At 60.7% G+C, this 18,949-nt stretch carries 22 protein-coding genes; 7 read left to right on the top strand and 15 right to left on the bottom strand.

Going from position 1 to position 18,949, the window contains the following annotated elements; translation table 11 throughout:
• Positions 1-31: 31 nt before the first annotated feature.
• Genes APH42_RS13610 through APH42_RS13590 form a run of 5 tightly spaced genes read right to left on the bottom strand, consistent with a single transcriptional unit; the run spans position 32 to position 3,703 of the window.
• Positions 32-622 carry a cysteine dioxygenase family protein gene (locus APH42_RS13610; RefSeq protein ID WP_060493504.1) on the bottom strand — a complete coding sequence of 197 codons (591 nt, stop codon included), beginning with the start codon at positions 620-622 and terminating at the stop codon, positions 32-34.
• A gap of 29 nt (positions 623-651) precedes the next feature.
• The gene (locus tag APH42_RS13605) at positions 652-1,470 is read right to left on the bottom strand and encodes an amino acid ABC transporter ATP-binding protein (RefSeq protein ID WP_012272784.1); all 819 of its coding nucleotides are present in this window, start codon (positions 1,468-1,470) and stop codon (positions 652-654) included.
• On the bottom strand, positions 1,460-2,140 hold the full coding sequence (locus tag APH42_RS13600) for an amino acid ABC transporter permease (protein WP_012272785.1): 681 nt from the start codon (positions 2,138-2,140) through the stop codon (positions 1,460-1,462). The genes APH42_RS13605 and APH42_RS13600 overlap by 11 nt, the downstream gene beginning before the upstream one ends.
• The gene (locus APH42_RS13595) at positions 2,130-2,864 is read right to left on the bottom strand and encodes an ABC transporter permease subunit (protein WP_060493503.1); all 735 of its coding nucleotides are present in this window, start codon (positions 2,862-2,864) and stop codon (positions 2,130-2,132) included. Before APH42_RS13595 ends, APH42_RS13600 begins: the two co-directional genes overlap by 11 nt.
• Positions 2,864-3,703, bottom strand: a complete 840-nt coding sequence (locus APH42_RS13590; protein WP_060493502.1) for a transporter substrate-binding domain-containing protein — start codon at positions 3,701-3,703, stop codon at positions 2,864-2,866. Before APH42_RS13590 ends, APH42_RS13595 begins: the two co-directional genes overlap by 1 nt.
• A gap of 279 nt (positions 3,704-3,982) precedes the next feature.
• Here APH42_RS13590 and APH42_RS13585 point away from each other — a divergent pair, with 279 nt between their 5' ends.
• Positions 3,983-4,834 carry a LysR substrate-binding domain-containing protein gene (locus APH42_RS13585; RefSeq protein WP_012272788.1) on the top strand — a complete coding sequence of 284 codons (852 nt, stop codon included), beginning with the start codon at positions 3,983-3,985 and terminating at the stop codon, positions 4,832-4,834.
• Positions 4,835-4,852: 18 nt separating this feature from the next.
• Here the strand turns inward: APH42_RS13585 and APH42_RS13580 are convergent, their stop codons facing one another.
• A complete protein-coding gene (locus APH42_RS13580; RefSeq protein WP_012272789.1) occupies positions 4,853-5,317 on the bottom strand; it encodes an Lrp/AsnC family transcriptional regulator in 465 nt (154 codons plus the stop codon).
• Between the two features lie 119 nt (positions 5,318-5,436).
• Here APH42_RS13580 and APH42_RS13575 point away from each other — a divergent pair, with 119 nt between their 5' ends.
• The 3 genes from APH42_RS13575 (at position 5,437) to APH42_RS13565 (ending at position 7,490) form a co-directional block, all read left to right on the top strand.
• Positions 5,437-6,156, top strand: coding sequence for an AzlC family ABC transporter permease (locus APH42_RS13575; protein WP_012272790.1), 720 nt, complete (start codon positions 5,437-5,439; stop codon positions 6,154-6,156).
• Positions 6,153-6,455 (top strand): AzlD family protein, encoded by a 303-nt coding sequence (locus tag APH42_RS13570; protein ID WP_012272791.1) that lies wholly within the window; start codon positions 6,153-6,155, stop codon positions 6,453-6,455. The genes APH42_RS13575 and APH42_RS13570 overlap by 4 nt, the downstream gene beginning before the upstream one ends.
• A 159-nt stretch (positions 6,456-6,614) precedes the next feature.
• Positions 6,615-7,490: a universal stress protein gene (locus APH42_RS13565; protein WP_060493501.1), complete on the top strand. Its 876-nt coding sequence runs from the start codon at positions 6,615-6,617 to the stop codon at positions 7,488-7,490.
• Positions 7,491-7,575: 85 nt separating this feature from the next.
• Here the strand turns inward: APH42_RS13565 and APH42_RS13560 are convergent, their stop codons facing one another.
• The 7 genes from APH42_RS13560 to APH42_RS29195 all read right to left on the bottom strand — a co-directional run bounded on the left by APH42_RS13560 (position 7,576) and on the right by APH42_RS29195 (position 13,000).
• Positions 7,576-7,947, bottom strand: a complete 372-nt coding sequence (locus APH42_RS13560; protein WP_081336931.1) for a DUF4440 domain-containing protein — start codon at positions 7,945-7,947, stop codon at positions 7,576-7,578.
• Positions 7,944-8,183 carry a DUF2164 domain-containing protein gene (locus APH42_RS13555; RefSeq protein ID WP_060493499.1) on the bottom strand — a complete coding sequence of 80 codons (240 nt, stop codon included), beginning with the start codon at positions 8,181-8,183 and terminating at the stop codon, positions 7,944-7,946. The genes APH42_RS13560 and APH42_RS13555 overlap by 4 nt, the downstream gene beginning before the upstream one ends.
• Entirely contained in the window at positions 8,176-9,087 is a 912-nt protein-coding gene (locus APH42_RS13550; protein WP_012272795.1) for a JmjC domain-containing protein, read from the bottom strand. Before APH42_RS13550 ends, APH42_RS13555 begins: the two co-directional genes overlap by 8 nt.
• Positions 9,088-9,096: 9 nt before the next feature.
• Positions 9,097-10,752 (bottom strand): ABC transporter ATP-binding protein, encoded by a 1,656-nt coding sequence (locus APH42_RS13545; protein WP_060493498.1) that lies wholly within the window; start codon positions 10,750-10,752, stop codon positions 9,097-9,099.
• A 51-nt stretch (positions 10,753-10,803) separates the two neighbouring features.
• A complete protein-coding gene (locus APH42_RS13540; RefSeq protein WP_012272797.1) occupies positions 10,804-11,511 on the bottom strand; it encodes a hypothetical protein in 708 nt (235 codons plus the stop codon).
• Between the two features lie 231 nt (positions 11,512-11,742).
• Positions 11,743-12,336: a putative natural product biosynthesis protein gene (locus tag APH42_RS13535; protein ID WP_012272798.1), complete on the bottom strand. Its 594-nt coding sequence runs from the start codon at positions 12,334-12,336 to the stop codon at positions 11,743-11,745.
• Between the two features lie 283 nt (positions 12,337-12,619).
• A complete protein-coding gene (locus tag APH42_RS29195; protein ID WP_306303438.1) occupies positions 12,620-13,000 on the bottom strand; it encodes a DUF2946 family protein in 381 nt (126 codons plus the stop codon).
• 149 nt (positions 13,001-13,149) lie between these two features.
• Between APH42_RS29195 and APH42_RS13530 the strand changes: the two genes are divergently transcribed.
• Positions 13,150-13,836 (top strand): TetR/AcrR family transcriptional regulator, encoded by a 687-nt coding sequence (locus APH42_RS13530; protein WP_082421394.1) that lies wholly within the window; start codon positions 13,150-13,152, stop codon positions 13,834-13,836.
• 301 nt (positions 13,837-14,137) lie between these two features.
• On the opposite strand, the gene APH42_RS13525 is transcribed toward APH42_RS13530, so the two are convergent.
• Positions 14,138-14,614 (bottom strand): Lrp/AsnC family transcriptional regulator, encoded by a 477-nt coding sequence (locus APH42_RS13525; protein ID WP_012272801.1) that lies wholly within the window; start codon positions 14,612-14,614, stop codon positions 14,138-14,140.
• Positions 14,615-14,721: 107 nt separating this feature from the next.
• On the opposite strand from APH42_RS13525, the gene APH42_RS13520 reads away from it, so the two are divergent.
• Positions 14,722-15,567 carry a DMT family transporter gene (locus APH42_RS13520; RefSeq protein ID WP_012272802.1) on the top strand — a complete coding sequence of 282 codons (846 nt, stop codon included), beginning with the start codon at positions 14,722-14,724 and terminating at the stop codon, positions 15,565-15,567.
• A 155-nt stretch (positions 15,568-15,722) separates the two neighbouring features.
• The gene (locus APH42_RS13515; protein WP_041166730.1) at positions 15,723-16,949 is read left to right on the top strand and encodes an MFS transporter; all 1,227 of its coding nucleotides are present in this window, start codon (positions 15,723-15,725) and stop codon (positions 16,947-16,949) included.
• A 15-nt stretch (positions 16,950-16,964) separates the two neighbouring features.
• On the opposite strand, the gene mgtA is transcribed toward APH42_RS13515, so the two are convergent.
• A partial coding sequence (gene mgtA / locus APH42_RS13510; RefSeq protein WP_060493497.1) for a magnesium-translocating P-type ATPase occupies positions 16,965-18,949 on the bottom strand: 1,985 nt, incomplete at its 5' end.

Genomic DNA, 18,949 nt, shown 5'->3' with positions numbered 1-18,949 from the left:
CGTTTACAGGGTTGAGCTCAGGCAATACGGATCAAAGGCCGTATGCCGCGATCGAAGGCGCCATCTGTGATTTGTTGTAGTTCACCACGCTGCCGTCGTCCTTGACCCCGTAACGGTTCTCCAGCGACTCCAGCGGCCGACCATAAAGGTGAAAGTGCAAGGTCGGCTGATCTCCCTCCACACGAATGCCATGCAGGTCTTCACCCAGGAACGCCACGGAGGTCCCTGGCTGCACCACGATCTCCTGCTCCAGCGCCAGGCGTGCACGGGCCGGGTCGCTGCCGTCATCTTCGCGGCGATACACCCGGTTCAGTTCCTGCCCCTCGACGGCAACGATGATTGCCCACGTCTCATGGTTGTGTGGCAGGGTCGCCTTGCCCGGCAGCAGCGAGTTGACGTACAGGGTCGGCGACTCGCCATCATCGTTCAGGCGGTAGCGGAACTGGGTCTCGCCGGTGGTCGCGTCCGGTGCCGGGAAGCGCTCGAAATTGAACAGTTCGCGGCGCTCGGCAAGGCCTTCGAGCAAGCGGACGATCTGCTGCAGGGCGGCGCGGTCGACACCACGCTCATGGATAGCGCGCACTTGCGCCAGAAACGGCTGGATCACGGATTCACGGGACATTATCGGTTTCTCTTCTTGGCTAGCGGAGGTCACACGCTGAGGCTGTAGCGCCCCAGGTTGCTGAAAACATCGGGCGCCGGGCGGCTCGGGCGTTGGCCGCCCTCACCTAGCGCATGCTGCAGAAAGGCACGGGTACGCTCGTGTTGCGGGGCGCGGAACAGTTGTTCGGCGCTGCCATGCTCGACGATCCGGCCATGCTCGGTGAAATACACCTGGTCGCTGATCTCTTCGGCAAAGCGCATTTCATGGGTGACCAGCACGCAGGTCATGCCTTCCTCGGTCAGCTCACGGATCACCGCCAGCACTTCGCCAACCATCTCTGGGTCCAGCGCCGAGGTCACTTCATCGAACAGGATCAACCTGGGCCGCATCGCCAAGGCACGGGCAATGGCAACACGCTGCTGCTGGCCACCCGACAGCTCACCTGGGAAGGCTGCTGCCTTGTGGCCCAGGCGCACCTTGTCGAGCAGCGCCAGGGCCTGCTCGCGGGCCTCGGCGCGGTTGCGCCCAAGCACCTTGGTCGGGGCGATCAGCAAATTGTCCAGCACACTCAAATGGGGAAACAGGTTGTATTGCTGGAAGACGAAGCCCACCTGTTTGCGCAGGGCAATCAGCTCCGCCTCGCCGCGCAAACGCTCGACCTGGGTACCACCAATGCAGATGCTGCCACGCTGCGGCCGCAGCAGGCCGGTCATGCAGCGAAGGATGGTCGACTTCCCCGAGCCGGACGGGCCGATGATCGACACCGCCTGGCCCGCCTGCACATCAAGGTCGATGCCACGCAACACCGGGTTGTCGGCAAAAGCCAGGTGCACGTCGCGCAACTGGATCAAGGGTTCAGAAGGCATAGCGGCGCTCCAGGCGTTGGGTCAGGCGGGCAATGGGGTAGCAGTAGGCGAAGAACAACGCCAGCACGCTGAAGTACACCAGCACGGTGAAGCCGCTGCGGTTGACGGTGTTGGCGGCAATCTGCGCGCTGTCGATCAGGTCGTGCACCCCCACCAGCGAAGCCAGCGCGGTGCCCATGGTCACTACCGCGTACAGGTTCATCCAGGGCGGCAACATGCGCCGCAGGCACTGCGGCAGAATGATCGAACGGAAGATCTGCACGCGGCTGAAGGCCAGCGAACGCGCAGCCTCCCACTGGGTAGCCGGGATAGAAGCCACCGCACCACGGAAAATCTCGGCAACGTTGGCACTGGCAGGCAGGGCCAGGCCGATCGTGACCTTGAGCCAGTCGGGAAAGGCCAGCCAGGTGCCGGCCACCTGTATTTCGAACGGGAACACATACGAGGTGAAGTAGATCAGCACCAGCCACGGCGCGTTACGGAACACCTGCACCCACAGCCGTGCGACACCGCGCAGTGGCGCCAAGGGCGACAGCGACAGAACGCCTATCAGCAAGCCCAGCAACGTGCCCAGGCCAATGGCGCCAACGCTGATCTGGATGTTCTGCAACAGGCCCGCCCCCAGGGTCGGTGACCAATGCCACAGTGTGGCGAGGTTCTCAATGGCCATAACCCGGCATCCTCAGGCGCGCTTCCACGGCGCGACCGGCACAATTGACAGCGAAGCTGAGCAGGCCGTAGAACGCCAGGATCAGAATCATCAGTTCGATGACGTTGTCGCCCTGGGTCCAGATCATGATCGAGGCATAGGTAATATCGTTGGCAGCGATCGCCGACGCCACGGCGGTCATCTTCACCAGGTCGATAAGGTTGTTGACCAGCGCCGGCAAGGCAAAGCGCACGGCCAGCGGCAGCTGTACCTGCAGCAGTTGCTGGCGGCGGCTGAAGGCCAGTGAGCTGGCCGCCTCCAGGGTCACTGCCGGCACCGCCTCGATGCCGGCGCGCAAGGCCTCGGCGTGAAACGCCCCTTTGTGCAGGGATATCACCAGCACCACCCAGGCAAAGGGCGTCATCGGGTTGGCGTTGCCCAGGCTCTGGTTGATCAGCATGTTCAGCACCAGGAACGCGCAGTACAACTGCACCAGCGTCGGCGTATTACGAGTGACCTCGATAAAGGCCCGCGCCGGCCAGGCCAACCAGCGACGTGCGGACGTAAGCGCCGCCGCCAGCAAGACGCCAACCACAAGGCTGCCGACCACGCTGAACAGGCACAGGTAGACCGTGGTCAACGCGCCCTCGAGCAGTTTGCCGCTGGCGTAGGTGTCGAACAGAAAGCCGTAATTCAGGCCAAGCCGGGCGAGCTGCCCGACCAGCCCGTGCAGAACCTCGCTCATCAGGCGCCTTCGCCCTGCAACTTGGCACGCAGTTCCACCAACGCCGGCGAGGCCGGGGTGATGTGGTTGGCCTGCTCACGCTCGATCAGCCAGCCGCTGCGGTGCCACTGCTTGACGAACGGGTCTAGGCGCTGCTGGGTGTCGGTCTCACCCAGGCGCGTCCAGATCACCGATGGCGCCGGGTTGAGTTCGGGGGCCAGGGCGCGGTAGCCGCTCCACTCGCCACCTTTGGCCAGCAGCGGGTTGATCAGCGTGGCATCGTGCACGGCAGCCACGCAGTTGTTGCCACGCAGGGCCAGCAGCGATTCGGCCGAGGTCTTGAAGGCTTTGATGTCGGCACCCAGCTCCACCAGCGCCTGGGTGTAGCTGCTGCCCTGCGAAGTGCACACCGGCTGGCCCTTGAGCCCTGCCCAGGTGTTGATCGGGCTGTCCTTGGCCAGCGCCGCGGTACCGCCCACGCGGTAGAACGGCGTGGGCACGTGGCCCAGAAACTTGTCGCGCTCGGGGGTCCATTCCATGTTGGCGATCAGCAGGTCGACCTTGCCCTGCTGCAGGAACTGCACACGGTTGGCCGGCTGCACCGCAACGAGGTCGACCGCCACGCCCAGCTGGCGCGCCAGGTCACGCGCAAGGTCGACGCTGAAACCGACCGGTTCGCGGGTGGCTGGGTCGATGGCCCCGAACGGGCCACCGGACAAAACCACGCCCACGGCCAGCTTGTGGCGTTGCTGGACCTTGTCCAGGGTGGCATCGGCCTGGGCCAGGCCGCTGGCGGCCACCGTGGTGGTGGCCAGCAACGATGCGAGCAGCCCGCGACGGGCAATGGTGGACAGCGACATGATGGGGGTTCCTCGTCCCGGCAGCCGGAACACCCGGCCAATGAGCGCGCATGCTAGAAAGTTGCAGGGATGAGGGGAAATTCAAATATCGCCTATCGTTATAACACTGAATGAACGGAAAATTTTCAAAATGGGTATAAGCCCCGAAAAATAGGGGTCACACAGATAGCCTCTTGATCAAGCACCCAACAATAGATAAATATTCATTATCTTTAGCCGTGCATCATTAATGTAAAAGCACTGTGCGCCCCTCTCCCCCAACTCTGCCTGGCCCACTCCATGAGCACCCTCGACCTCGACCTGCTTCGTACGTTCGTCGCCATCGCCGACCATTCAAGCTTCGCCGAAGCCGGCCGCAACCTGGGCCGCACCCAGGCCTCGGTCACCCAACACATGCAACGCCTGGAACAACAGGTAGGTGTACCGCTATTGCGCAAGCAAGGCCGCCACAAGTCGCTGACCGACGCTGGCCGTCAGTTGCTGCGCCACGCCCGGCAAATGCTCGCGCTCAATGACGAGGCGCTCGCCGGCCTGCGGCTGGATGGCCCCAGCGGCGTGCTGCGGATCGGCTCGCCCCACGACATCGCCGACACCATCCTGCCGCCACTGCTCAGCCACATCGCCCGCTCGGCGCCCAACCTGCGCCTGGAAATCGACGTTGGCCGCAGCCCGTTCCTGATGGAAGACTTGCAGCGCGGCAAGGTCGACATGGTCATTTCAACCCGCACCGCACCGGGCCTGGAAGGCTTTGCGCTGCGTACCTCGCCGGTGTGGTGGATATGCGCGGCGCAGTATCAGCACCTGCCCAGCGAGCCGTTGCCGCTGGTGCTGGTGGACGAGCCCAGCCTGTACCGCAAACTGGCCCTGGAGGCCCTGGAACGGGCCGGTATCGCCTGGCGCCAGGCGTACCTGGCGTCCAACTTGATCGGCGTCAAGGCAGCGGTGCGCGCCGGCCTGGGCATTACTGCGCGCAGCCAGGAGATGGTCGGCCCCGACATGCGTGTGCTCGGCCAAAGCGACGGCCTGCCGGCGCTACCCGATGTCACCTACCACTTGTGGGTGCGGGCCAACACCGTCAACCCGCTGGTGCGCCAGGCCTACGCGATGGTGCGCGCCAGCGCGGGGCTGTGATGGCTGGCACCCGCGCAGCTACACCGGTAGCTCGGTGGTCAGCTTGATCTTTTCCATCGGTACTTCGGTCTTCACGTTCTGCACCACGCTCAGGCTGGTCAGGTGCTTGATCTGAAAACGCCGATAGGCTTCCAGGTCAGCCGCCACCACCCGCAACAACAAGTCGCAGTCGCCCGCCATCACATGGCACTCCACCACTTCGGGCAATTGGCGCACGGCCTCGACAAACTCATCGGTGGTGTCCTGGTCCTGACGCTTCAGCCATACGCGCACGAACAGGGTCAGGCCCAGCGCGACCTTGGCCGGGTCCAGCAATGCCACATAACGCTCGATCACCCCAGCCTCCTCCAGCAGCCGCACCCGTCGCAGGCACGGCGAAGCAGACAACCCCACCTGTTTGGCCAGTTCCTGATTCTGCAACCTGCCGTCGCGCTGCAGCGCGCGCAGGATGCGGCGGTCGATGGCATCGAGCTTGATTGGCATTGAACGTTCTCTTTTTTTAAGTATTCGGTAGCAGATGCCAAATGCTCTGCGCATCAGTGCAACTACGCAAGCCAATTTCAGCGATTCATTGGAATAATTTTCCTCTACTGGAGGTGACCATGAATACCCTTGAACCTGTACTGAACGATCCCCCTGCCACCACACCGCAAAGCGAATTGCGCCGGGGCGCCGTTGCCGCCCTGCCGGTGCTGCTGGGCTTCATCCCCTTCGCCCTGGTACTGGGCGCGCAAGCTTCCCAGCACCAGCTGGCAGCCGGCGAAGTGGCGTTGATGACCGGCCTCAACTTCGGTGGCGGCTCGGAGTTCGCCGCCATCGAGCTGTGGACCTCACCACCGGCAATCCTGGTGATTGTCGCCATGACCTTGCTGGTCAACAGCCGCCACCTGCTGATGGGCGCGACACTGGCGCCGTACCTGCGCCACCTGCCATTACCCAAGGCACTGGGGGCGCTGTTCTTCATGTGTGACGAGAGCTGGGCCATGGGCCTGGCCGATGCGCGCCAGCGCGGTGGCTTCAGCCTGCGCTATTTCATGGGCGTGTCGCTGAGCCTGTGGGCCACCTGGGTCACGTTCACCAGCCTGGGCGCGCAGGCCGGGCCGCTGCTCGGCGACCTTCGCAGCTATGGCTTCGACATGGCCTTCGCGGCAGTCTTCCTGGTACTTCTCAAAGGCATGTGGAAAGGCGTACATGCCGCCGTGCCATGGCTGTTCAGCCTGCTCACCGCAGCGCTGTTCTACCTGCTGATCCCCGGTGGTTGGTACGTGCTTGCGGGTACCGTGGCTGGCCTGGTGAGCGCTTACCTGTGGGCCAAGCCATGATGGACGTTTCGACGCTGGTCACCATCCTGGGCATGGCCGTGGCCACCTACCTGACCCGTGCGCTGGGCTTTTTGCTGCTGCGCAAGCGCACCCTGGGGCCACAGCTGACCCAGGTGCTGAACGCCGCGCCCGGCTGCGTGTTGATTGCCGTGATCGCTCCCAAGTTCGTTTCCGGGCAGCCGGCCGACCTGATTGCGCTGGGGCTCACGGTGTACGCAGCCACACGGTTTTCGCTCTTGCCGGTGGTGGTGTTCGCCATTGTCGTGACCGGGGTGCTGCGGATGCTGTTGCTGGCATGATCCGCCGCTGCACCTACACTCCATTGACCCAAATCAAGCCCTCGCGCCGGGTTCGCGCGACGATGGCTGCACGCAAGGAATGACTCAAGCACCGCCAGGCGCACATTGTTCAAGGTTTGCCTTCGACCACTGTGCGCGGCCTTGGAAAAGGAGCCCCACATGAGCCCGCTGAAACACATACTGGTCGCCACCGACCTGTCCCCCCATGCCCGCAACGCAGCAGAGCGCGCTGCCTACCTGAGCAACACGCAGCAGGCCGCACTGGACCTGCTGTACGTTGCCAACCCGGCCCCCTTCGAGCGCCTCAAGCAACTGGTGGCGCCTGATGACGACCTGTTGAAACGGGTACTGGACAGCGCCGGCGAAAAAACCCGCGCACTGGCCGCCATGTTGTTCCAGCGCTACGACATTTCTGCGGGTGTGCAGGTTGCCAGTGGTTCGGTGATCACGGAAATCACCCGGGTAGTGCAGGACAAACACAGCAACCTGCTGGTGTGCGGAGCCAAGGGCCAGAGCGTGGCGCGGCGCCTGCTGCTGGGCTCGACCGTGCAAAAAATGCTCAACCACATGCCCTGCCCGTTGTTGGTCGTCAAGCCGGCACCTCGTGACGCCTACCGCACCGTGCTGGTTCCCGTCGATTTTTCACCTGTTTCGCTGCGCGCGATCCAACTGGCCAAGGCCATTGCCCCGCAGGCCGAGATCATCCTGCTGCATGCGTACGAAGCCCCGTTCGAAGGCAGCGTGCGCTTCGCCCATATCGACCAGGACACCCTCACCCGCTACCGCAATGTCATCCGCCAGGATGCAGTGGCACAGTTGGCCGCATTGAGCGAAGCTGCCGGCGTAGCCGATGCCCGGCAGATCGTGGTGCACGGTGACCCTGGCTGGCGCATTGCCGAGCAGGAACAGGAGCTGGAATGCGACCTGATCGTGGTCGGCAAGCAGGGTACGAGCGCGCTGGAAGAGCTGTTGGTGGGTAGCGTCACCAAGCATGTACTGGACGAATCGCAGTGTGATGTGCTGGTAACGCCTTAGCTCGCCGTATTTGCGCTGACGGAGTAGTGCGCAACGATCTTGCCAGCACAGGCTTGAACACGCTGTGCTGGCCTGATCTGTTGCGTCAGCCTTCACCTTCGAATGATTGAAATTGCAACTTCCAACTGTCGTTGATTTTGATCCAGCTCTCGACGAAATTTATCTGCTTGCTCCCTTGCGGCGTGACAATGAATGCCACACCACTGACAGCTGCAAGGTTACCCAGCTCTCGCACTTCGACATTCGACTCCGTTCGTTTGTGCTGAGAAAAAGCTGACGCGTCCTGGCCACGGAGCACAGAAAGTTTATGTAACTGGTTTTTCTTGTACATGAACTTTATGCCGTTCGTCGAGAAGAACCAGTCCGCTTCCAAGTAATCCAACTGCTCGATATTCAGTGTATAAAAAGCGTTGTACCACTCTTTGCGCATCAACGACAAATTTGATGAGATCTTCACAGTATCCTCTTCAGGTCCATTTCTTCCTGAACCCGCTCGCTCCATGCCGCATAGGTTTTTATCGCTTGCTCAACGCCACTGTTGTAAAGCGCCGGACCGCAGACCTCTTCGATGAAATCGAGGAAAAACTCAACCTCAAACTGCCCCAACTGCAACTCAAAGGTATCGGCACAATACGCCTTCAACTTGCCAATCATGAGCGCTCGCGCTTCCGGTGAAAGTGAAATTTCAGGCATCTCGGGTCCTTATATCAGGCAGGTTGAATTTTATATCTCTTCCCTGCATACAGTCTTCGACAACCGCCGCCTCCCACTCATCAATGTCAATATTCGCAAGGCAGGCGTAAAGCACCCCACTCAACCTGGCATTGCCAATAGCATCACTGCCGTGGGCAATGGGTTCGCGCAGTTCCGCCGACGCCTCCAGGCGCTCCAGGACCATCCTGATCAGGTCAATCTTACGGGGCCGTACAACAGGGAAGGAAATGTGCATCGAACGCTCAGTTTCAGTGAACACATTATGCCAATAACCGGCAGGTACATAGATGGCCTGGCCTGGCGTCAAGGTATGGCACAGCATGGGCTCGCCGGCGGGAGGCGTTTGGTCGAAACTCTTGTCATTCAACAGTGGATAGGGACGTGTGGGCGCATAGACTTCCCACCGTTTCACACCTTCGATCTGCACTGCAATTACATCGTGGTTGTCGAAGTGCGCACCAAAACTTGGCGTTGAACTCCAGGCACAATAAAGATTTGCCCCGGACCGGCAACGCAGGTGTGTAGACAAGTAGCTTGCCGCTTGTTGAGCGCGCTCAAAAAATGCCTGGCAGCGATCAATGATCAATGTGCTACCGGTTTGCAAACGCTTCAGAAGGTTGTAACGGTTGATATGCGGCGAGGTCTCACCTGTCACCGTCAGGGTATAGGTTACAAACCCCTTGAAGCCACGCTCGGAGGGGATGCCATCGTTCGCCAGGCGTATTCTGGGGTAATCGAGAATATCCTTCTCAAGCAGGTTGTTGATTTCACCCCAGCCCACCAGCTGGTGGCCCGTGACCGACTCGAATACGAAGGGTTTCTTCTGAAAGGCCGAGCGAATGAAGAAGTCCATTTCAGGTAACGCAAAATCCATGCGGTCCATTAATATTCCCTATATCAGTTTTTCAGCATCTGTGGTGCGGGTGCCTTGCGTCAAGCCGAATCTCGGCGCGCAGTCAAAATGCCTCATGAAATGGCTGTCATGGGTCACAATCAGTACGCGGGAGATCAAGGCCTTTTGTTCAACCAGGCGTTGCAAGCCTGTGACCGACGCCGGGTCAAGGTGGGTGGTGGGCTCGTCCATGACGAGCAACGCGGGCTTCTTCAACAAAGCCAGGATAATGCCAAGCTTCTGTCGCTCGCCCGCTGACAAGTTCTGCCCTTGCTCACCCACCTCATACGCCAGCGGCTTGTCGAATGACAGGGTACTTGCCAGTACGGCGTATGCGTCCAGGTCTACGGGGCCCAGAAAGGTCTCAAGGTTCTCGGCAACCGTACCACCGATAAAGACCATGGTTTGGCTGGTCATGGCGATCCAGTCGGGCGTCAAACCATAACGCTCAGGCTGCCGGGTGACGCCATTGAAACGAATGCACCCGCTGTCAGGGCGGTCAACCCCGGCGATAAGGCGCGCAAGCGTCGTTTTCCCCGTGCCGTTGGTACCCGTCACGAAAGTGGGCAGGCCTGCTTTGCAAGGCACGTTCGCGCTGACGCCTTGCAGGATGGGCCTGCCGCCTTTGCTCTTGCAAAGTTGGTGCAGGGAAATGTCGATACTTGCAGGGTCGGCGGGCTGATCGTGATGCACCGCGGCGGCGTGCATTGCCATACGGCCAAGCGATTCCTCAAGTACGACGAAATCGATGCGCGCCTTGTTAAGTGTGCGCCACAGCACACCGATACGGTTCAAGGGCAGAAATACTTGAAAAAGAAACGTGGCCAGCATGATCAGGCTGCCCATCGTGGCGTAGCCCTGGTTGAATCTGAATGCGGCCCCCGCCAATACCATTGCACTCCCGGTAAATGATACGAGGGTGGTGACAATGCCGAACCTGAAGAATACCTGGCGAACACGCTGCTGCGCTGAGAGGTAGCGGTCTACGGCCACCCCATGCCTATGCTTCAACCTGCCACCTGCATTGAACAGTTTTTCGCAGAGCCCTGCCGCGATCACACTGTGGAGCACGCCATTCAAATACTTTTGCGTGATTGCAACTCGCTTGATCAACGGAAAGCGTGCACTGGTCATCTTGATGACCACCGCCATATAGGTGGCAACCACCAGAGTGAAACTGCCTGCAATCACGCCATCAAAATAGAAGATGACACAGCCAATGACGAACACGGTTTGAAATAAGATGGGCAACGCCTCACCCCAGATAACCCTGATATAAGCACTGACCGATGACATGGCGGCTTCATAGGTAGCCACCATCTCGCTCCTGTTGAGCTGTTCCAGTTGTTCAAGGTAGATGCGGCCAAGCTTGTCGAGGTACGCCGCCCTGAGCAGCGACTCAACCCTGATGCAGTAGCCGTGTGACAACCACTCCACGAGGGCAAAGCTACAGGGCATCGCCAGGCGAATGGCCAGGAAGCCCGCGCAGAATGCAACCAGGCCGGCAAGGCTCGCGACTGATTCAGGATGATCGATTGCAAAGCGCATCATCAAACCGAATGACACGAACAGCAGCGAGGCGAGCAATGTCAGGCCAGCGATCCCCACCTGCCTGGCAATACCGGTTTTAAGTGTACGTTTTTCGATTTCGGTCACGGTAGCACTCGTTGTCGTCGATCGCCCACCCAAGGGTGGGCGACCCGTCAATCAATGGTTACGATTGGAATTGCACATGCAACCGGCGCCACAGCCCTTGCCGGAGCAACCGCACACATTGTTGAGCACGACATTGCGATCCAGTATGTACTTGAGAATTTGCTCCTTCGGAAGTTTCAGCATCTCTGCGTTCACCCGCCCTTGCTCGTCGGTTTGCAGGTCGTCCAGCATCAGCGGCTTACGTCGAGCATTGAGGCTTTCGATGCTAAACTTCTGCGCATACTCGCCGTACCACTTGATGACCGTATCGTCGCCCAGCACTTGCTGGGTTTTGCGCAACTGGAAAGCAAAATCCTGTTGTTTCTGCGTTGCAAAGGTCATGTTGTGCTTGGCCAGGTGCTTTATTTCCTCTTTCAGCATGTTCCGCGAGAACGGAAAATGATGAAGAAACCCACCCATGTATTCATTGCAAAACGCATAATAGTGGTCGGTGAACTGAAGAAAGGTATGCCACATTTCATCAATCACTTGAAACTGATAGTAAATGGACACACTGAAACACTCTCGCTGGCACTGCGCAGCCAGCAACAGGAATTTCTTGGTTTCCTCGAAGAGCTCTTCTGCCTCCTCGCGCGTGACATCCCACTCCTTGCAAAACTTCAGTACAACGTCTTCATTTTTATACTGCGATACCGCCTGCGCGTCTGCAACGCGCAGGGGTGTGACGATGGCATCGCTGGTAATTCGTTGCTGTAGCATAAAATATCCTTTTCATGCATTGATATCGCCCTTGCAGTTACCGGGCTTGGTCGTGGGGCGTGCCTGTATTGAAACTTTTCAGCCACCCGCTTCACGCCAGATTTGAACTTAACACTTGCCACTTGCACCCCCGAACTGCGACAGGCTGTCGCACCCTGAAAACCAAGCCCAGGGCTGCCGTCCGCCATGCCAGGCGCCACTGCCATGCTGCGGTAGATTGTCGCAGCCGCATCACCCCCTTGACCCCGCTAGTGCGCCCGGGACGGGCAACCACCGGCGAAAACTGTCCGGGCCTTTACCACTGAGTGGGCTCCAGGAAAACTCCCAGGGCGGAGGGGGCAAGCAGTTCGTCTGCTCCACTGTGAAGGGGGTTGGCCGCATGCCCGGCTTCCATTCCACCACCACATCCGCCATTGGCTGCCACGCCAGGACCAGGCCACGCGCCTCAGACATGTCGGCAGCTATCCATAAGGCAGCCGCCGCGACCATGAATGCCTCGATGTGCGTCTCGGTTACCTGTGCCTTGTAGGGTGAGCCCAGCAGCCAACGGCAGACGCTGATGTAATAGCTCCAATCCAAGGCCGGGTGATGTCGATAAGCCCAGGTCATGAAGCAGCGGAACAGTTCCAGACCTTCCGGCGGGTCTAGCTTGAGCAAGCCTGGGCACACGTCGAACAACGTGTGCCAGTACGGCAGTAGTCGCGCGTCCAGCTTGACGAACGTACGGGCGTTGCAGGGGTAATCGGGAAACGGCAAGCGAGACTCACTCAAGCGTGCAGCGCGAGCCGGGGGGCAAAAGCGTGAAGTGGCCAAAGGGCGAGACATCATGTGCTCCATGCATCAGATAGCCTTGAACAGGCCCCGCCTTGATTCCTGGCGGGTAGTGTGCGTTTCGGGACCGTTCTGACAGGTAGATAGGGGGGAGCACGCGGATAAAGCGAAAGCCAGCGATGCCGAGGCGCATGGCTGGCGCAGGTCAGTACCGTCATGAGAGGGTTGATCCTTGACCGACGTTGCAGATAGCAGCGCCTGCTGCGGGCATGCGCAGCCAGGCATCGTGCTCGATACGCAGGCGCGAGCCCGCATCAGCGCCTAGGCGCCGGCAACGTCAAAAAGGAGAAGCTCGGGGGTTGGCCGTGGGCCAGCAATAGCGTGGAGGCGCCTGGCTGCGCACCTCGCTGCAAAACCGCCTTGGGTTCGCACAGCTGAGCAACCAGGCGACCCCCAGGAGGAACACCAAGGTAAGGAAGTTCGCCGTACACGTTGGACAGGCGAACAGGTTGCTCCAGTCCGCCGTGGACGATGTGCCGTGTTGCTGGGCCTGTGAGGTGGAGATGTCATTGGCCAGGCTGCAGAAGCCGCCGCCCAAGCCATTGAGCGCCAAGCCCAATGCCTGCCCGTGACCCAGGCCACAGCAAAGCACGTTGAACAGGACACTGAAATACAATGCCCAGGCAATGAGGGGCCGATTACCGGTGCAGCGATCCATGGCCGGCAACTCTAGCATCCAGGCTCGCGAGTGAGAAAGACAGCATCGCACCACTTCAATGGCTACGTGCGTAAAGGACCGGGAAAAAGCACGTCAATCGCTATATACTTTTATATACACCGATACCCGTAAAGCCAGATGAAGCCGTGATGTGCCTGCAAATCGAAATGCTGAACGAGTCCGACAACGGCGCTGACGCTCTGCTCGGCGCAACCAATCACACCGTGGGAAATGCCGGCATTCGGCGCAGGAATCAGAAGCTGATTCTGCAGGCTGCCAGCGAAGCGTTTGCCACGACCGGCTTCACCGCCACTCATTCGCATGATATTGCCGAACGTGCCGGGGTACCTAAAGCCAACCTCTACTACTACTTTCAATCCAAAGAGAACCTGTACGTGCAGGTGCTGATGAGCTTCGTTGATCCGCTGGTGAGGGCCTCGGCAGCGCTGCGCAAAAGCGACGACCCGATAGTAGGCCTGCGGGCCTATATCAAAGCCCGCATCCGCATCATTCGCGAGCACCCGTTCAGCGCCGCCGTGTTCAGCCAGGAGTTGCTCTCAGGGGGCAAGCATCTGCCAGAGGCATGCAAGAACCTGCTGCACGAGGAAGCCCAGCGCAACGTCGCCTGCCTGCGCAACTGGATCGACCATGGCCGGCTGGCGCCCTGTGATCCTGAGCACCTGATGATCTTCATCTGGTCGTCGACACGCACCTACACCAATCTGGCCTGGCAAATGTCGCAGCTCAGAGGCGTAGCCGAACCTGACAAGGCTGACTTTGACCGCGCCACCCGAACGGTCACCCAAATGGTGTTGGGCGGTATCGTCCCGGCATGACCGGCAACCTGGCAGCAAGCAGGTGCTGCCGTGATGCCAGGTAGAGGCCTGGTCTTGCGCCGACGATGCCGCATCCATAGCAAGGAGAACTGACGTGTCCACGACCGCGATTGCCTGCCAGGATGCTGCCGCTGGGCACCATCGGCCTTTAACTGCGTCATGCGTTGGAAGAGCCCCAAAGCACCTGCAAATCGTGCCCCACGCGATTTCCTCTGGACCAGAAGTGGCTGCGCAGCCTGGTACTGGACGCCGCCCGGAACATTGGTTTGCCGCGCTGAGTGATTTCAGTCGCGCGAAACATTCAAAGCGGCACAGACAACCCGACCTTGACCTTGTCCAGAACGATCAACGTGCGGTAAGTCAGGATGTCTTCGTTATCGGCAAAATGCAGCCTCACCAGCTTTTCGAAATGCGCCACGTCACGGGCAAGCATGACGATGATGAACGACACCCCGCCGTTGACGAAGTAACACTGCTGTATCTCTGCCACATTGGCGAAATAACGCTTGGCGCGGTCCATCACCTGCGAGCGATCGTCCCGCAAGCGTGATTCGACGATGGCCGTGATCATCTGGCCAACACACTCCGGGGCAATGACTGCGGTGTTGGCAGTGACCACTCCGCTCGCCTCCATCTGTGCAATACGCCGCTGTACAGCCGGTGTGGACAGGCCGATTTCCTCGGCAATGGCGCGCTGCGAGGTTTTGTTGTCTTGCTGCAGCAGCCGCAGAATCGCGTGATCGAAGCCGTCCAGCGGACGGTTGGCGCAGTCACTCATTTTCGGGTTCCAAAGAAAGCAGTTCACTCGTCAGAGGCCCATTTTCACAGTAATTGCTTCGCAGGCCGAGCACTAAAATGTCGCCTCGACCGATGCTGGAGCCACGCGTGGACGCAAAAACTGCTGGAACCTTCGCCCCTGTCGGCGCAGCCATCGCCGCGCTGGTCTCGGTGCAAACCGGTGCTGCCTTGGCCAAAACCTTGTTTCCATTGATCGGCCCCGAAGGCGTTGTCGCCCTGCGGCTGGGCTTGTCCGCCGTCATCTTGCTGGCGGTGCTGCGCCCTTGGCGCATCTGGGGCCAGGCCAACATGCTTCATTTGTTGGGTTATGGCGTAATGATGGGGCTGATGAATATTCTGATTTACCGGGCATTCCTCTATATCCCGGTGGGCATCGCGGTGTCCATCGAGGTCATCGGCCCACTGGGCGCGGCCTTGCTGTCTTCCCGGCGGCGGATCGACCTGCTGTGGATTGCCCTGTCGGTCGCCGGGCTTACCTTGCTGCCATGGGGCACGGGCAGTCAGGGCCTCGACCCGCGCGGGGTGATGTACGCGCTCGCGGCTGCATTGGCCTGGGGGCTGTATGTGATGCTTGGCAGCAAAGTGGCGGTTCACGGCAAACAGGCAGTCGGCACCGGGATGTTGTTTGCCGCGCTGCTGGGCGTACCACTTGGTGTCAACCACGCCGGTGCCGAGTTGCTGGCGCCATGGGTGCTTATGGTCGGGTTGGGCGTAGCGCTGCTTTCCAGCACGGTGCCTTTCCTGCTCGACATGTATGCCATGCGGCACTTGCCGCCCAGTATTTTTGGCGTGCTGCTCAGCGCTTCGCCCGCTGCGGGGGCGATAGCAGGCTGGTTGATCCTCGGTGAAGTGCTGGCACTGACCCAGTGGCTGGGCATAACAGCCATTGCCTTGGCCTGCGCAGGGGCGGCACTGGTAGGGCGTGGTCGCTGAGCGCGGGCGCTCTACGCAAGGCCTTTCATCGATGGCGCTGATGATTACTATCGAGCGGCCTGCCTGTCGGCATGACCAGGCCGTCTCTATAATCGCCTGCAAATCCCCCGCTCCTGCGCCTGCTACAGGCGACATCCCTCATGGAACCGAACCCCATGCCAAGCAACCGCCAGGCCTCTCGTGGCCTTCCCGAACATAATCAACAGAGTGTCACGCAGCAGTGGCTGGCCATCCTCTCGGTCGCCGTGGGCGCCTTCGCCCTGGTCACCAGTGAGTTCCTCCCGGTGGGGGTACTCAACGATGTCGCCAGCGACCTTGGCATCAGTGCCGGCCTTGCCGGCCTGATGGTGACCCTGCCCGGTATCATGGCCGCGCTGGCCGCGCCTTTGATCTCGGTGGGTGTGGGGGCGCTGGACCGGCGCTACCTGCTGATCGGCCTGACACTGATCATGATCATCGCCAACGCCATCGTGGCCTACGCCGGTGACTTCAACCTGCTGTTGGTCGGCCGCGTGCTGCTGGGTGTCAGTATTGGCGGCTTCTGGGCGACCGCCATCGCCCTCAGCGGGCGGCTGGCACCTGACGGCATGGGCGTAGCCAAGGCCAACTCCATCATCATGGCGGGGGTAACCCTGGCGACGGTAGTGGGCGTACCCGTGGGCACCTGGCTGAGTGGCCTGATGGGCTGGCGCATGACCTTCCTGGTCACCGCCCTGGTCGGCGTACCCGTGCTGCTGGCGCAGGTATTGCTGTTGCCACGGCTGATGCCGGAAAAGGCCATTCGCATCAGCGACCTGCCAGCGCTGTTCGTCAACCCGCAAGCACGGGTCGGCTTGATCGCTGTTTTGCTGATCGGCCTGGCGCACTTTGCGGCGTACACCTATGTTGCACCGTTCTTCAAACAGAATGCCGGCTTCGACGGGCCGACCATCGGCTCGTTGCTGTTGCTGTACGGCGTGGCCGGTTTCATGGGCAACATCTTCGCCGGTTTTGCCGCCAACCGCAGCGTGCGACATACCCTGATGCTGGTCGCGCTCATGATCGCAGTCAGTACCGCCCTGTTCCCGCACTTCGCCACCAGCATGACGGGCGCCGCGATGCTGATCGCACTGTGGGGCTTTGCTTTCGGTGCGTTCCCGGCCTGCGCCAATATCTGGATGTTCGTGGTGGCGCCCAAGGATGTCGAACGCGGCATGCCGCTGTTCGTGGCCATGTTCCAGGTGATCATTGCCGTGGGCTCGTTCTTCGGCGGGCAAGTGGTCGACCATATGGGCACCGCAGTGCTGTTGAGCCTGGCCACGGCGCTGGTGGGCTGTGGCTTCGTCACCGTGCTGGTGCTGGGACGCAACGTCAGCAATAGCCTGGCGACGCAGCCAGGCTGAGCTGCTGCACAGGGTTCAGAACCACTGCCCGAAGCGGCGGATATAGAGGGCCTTCATGGCCTGGGCGACCACGCAATAGCCCAGCAGGATGGCAACCAGCCAAGGGAAGTACGCCCACGGCAGTGGCACCAGGCCAACCATCGCCCCCACCGGCGAGAACGGGATATAGACACCCAACGCCATCACCAGCCCCGTTGCCAGCACCACTGGCAGCGCGGCGGTGCTCTGGAAGAACGGCACCTTGCGCGTGCGCAGCATATGCACCACCAAGGTCTGTGATAGCAACCCCTCGATGAACCAGCCGGACTGGAACAGTGCCTGCATCTCGACGCTGTTGGCCGCGAACACGTACCACATCAGGGCAAAGGTGGTGATGTCGAAGATCGACGACGTAGGGCCGATCCACAGCATGAAGCGGCCAATGTTGCGCGCATCCCATTTGCGTGGCTTGCTGAGAAATTCCTTGTCCATGCGGTCCCAAGGCAGCGACAGCTGGGAGAAGTCGTACATCAGGTTCTGCAGCAGCAGGTGAATCGCCAGCATCGGCAGGAATGGGATGAACGCGCTGGCCACCAGCACCGAGAACACGTTGCCGAAGTTGGAGCTGGCAGTCATGCACAGGTACTTCATGATGTTGCCGAAGGTCTCGCGGCCTTTGAGCACACCCTCTTCAAGCACCATCAGGCTCTTTTCCAGCAGAATGATATCGGCCGATTCCTTGGCGATGTCGGTACCGCTGTCTACCGAGATACCGACGTCGGCATCGCGCAGGGCCGCAGCATCGTTGATACCGTCGCCAAGAAAACCCACCGTGTGACCATTGGCCTGCAGGGCCTTGAGCACGCGTGATTTCTGCAGCGGGGTGAGCTTGGCGAAGACCGTGCGTTCTTCGACCTGCAGCGTGAGGGTGGTGTCGTCCATGCGCTCGATGTCCTGGCCGAGCAATGGCAGGCCTGGCTCCAGGCCAACTTCACGGCAGACTTTGCACGTCACCACCGGGTTGTCGCCGGTCAGCACTTTGACCCGCACGCCCATGTCCCGCAGAGCGGCAATGGCCGGGCCGGCAGTTTCCTTGGGCGGGTCGAGGAAGGTCAGGAAGCCCTGGATCACCAGATCGCGCTCATCGTCGGCGTGATACTGCGCCTTGCCTTCGGCCGCCGGGATCTGGCGGGTGGCGACCACCAGTACGCGAAAGCCGTCCTGGTTGAAGGCGTCGGCACTGGCCAGCAGCTGTTGGCGGCGGCGCGGATCGAGGCTAACGACACGGTCGCCTTCCTGCACATGGGTGGCGATGGCGAGCATTTCCTCGACCGCCCCTTTGCTTACCAGCAGGTGGTCGCCCAGGGCATCCTTCACCACCACGGACAGGCGACGGCGGATGAAGTCGAACGGCAGCTCGTCGACCTTTGCATAGGCGTAGGGGGCCTGGAACTGGCGGTCCTGCCCTGCGAAATGCAGCACAGCTTGGTCCATCAGGTTGCGAATGCCGCTTTGATGATGGCTGTTGAGCCAGGCCAGCTCGAGGATGTGCCTGTCGCGCTGGCCGTCAAAGCGCACGTGGTGTTCGAGGATGATACGGTCCTGGGTAAGCGTGCCGGTCTTGTCGGTGCACAGCACGTCCATGGAGCCCAGGTTCTGGATGGCGTTCAGGCGCTTGACCACCACTTTGCGCCGGGCCATGGCCACGGCGCCCTTGGCCAGGTTGGCGCTGACGATCATCGGCAGCATTTCCGGGGTCAGGCCCACGGCCACGGCAAGTGCGAAGAGGAAAGCATCGCCCCAGTCGCCCTTGACCACACCGTTGAGCATGAACACCACCGGGACCATCACCAGCATGAAACGGATCAGCAGGCTGCTGACGCTGTTCACCCCACGGTCGAAAGCGGTCTGGCTGCGCGAGCCGGCAATGGCCTTGGCCAGCGAGCCGAAATAGGTGCGTGGGCCAGTGGCGACCACCACTGCGCGGGCGCGGCCACTGACCACGTTGGTGCCCATGAAGC

Origin of the sequence: Pseudomonas sp. NBRC 111140 (assembly GCF_001320885.1) — a bacterium.
In the GTDB taxonomy this organism is placed as follows: Bacteria; Pseudomonadota; Gammaproteobacteria; order Pseudomonadales; family Pseudomonadaceae; genus Aquipseudomonas; species Aquipseudomonas putida_P.
The sequence above is the reverse complement of the archived record's forward strand: the minus strand, read 5'-3'. Positions and strand labels throughout refer to the sequence as shown.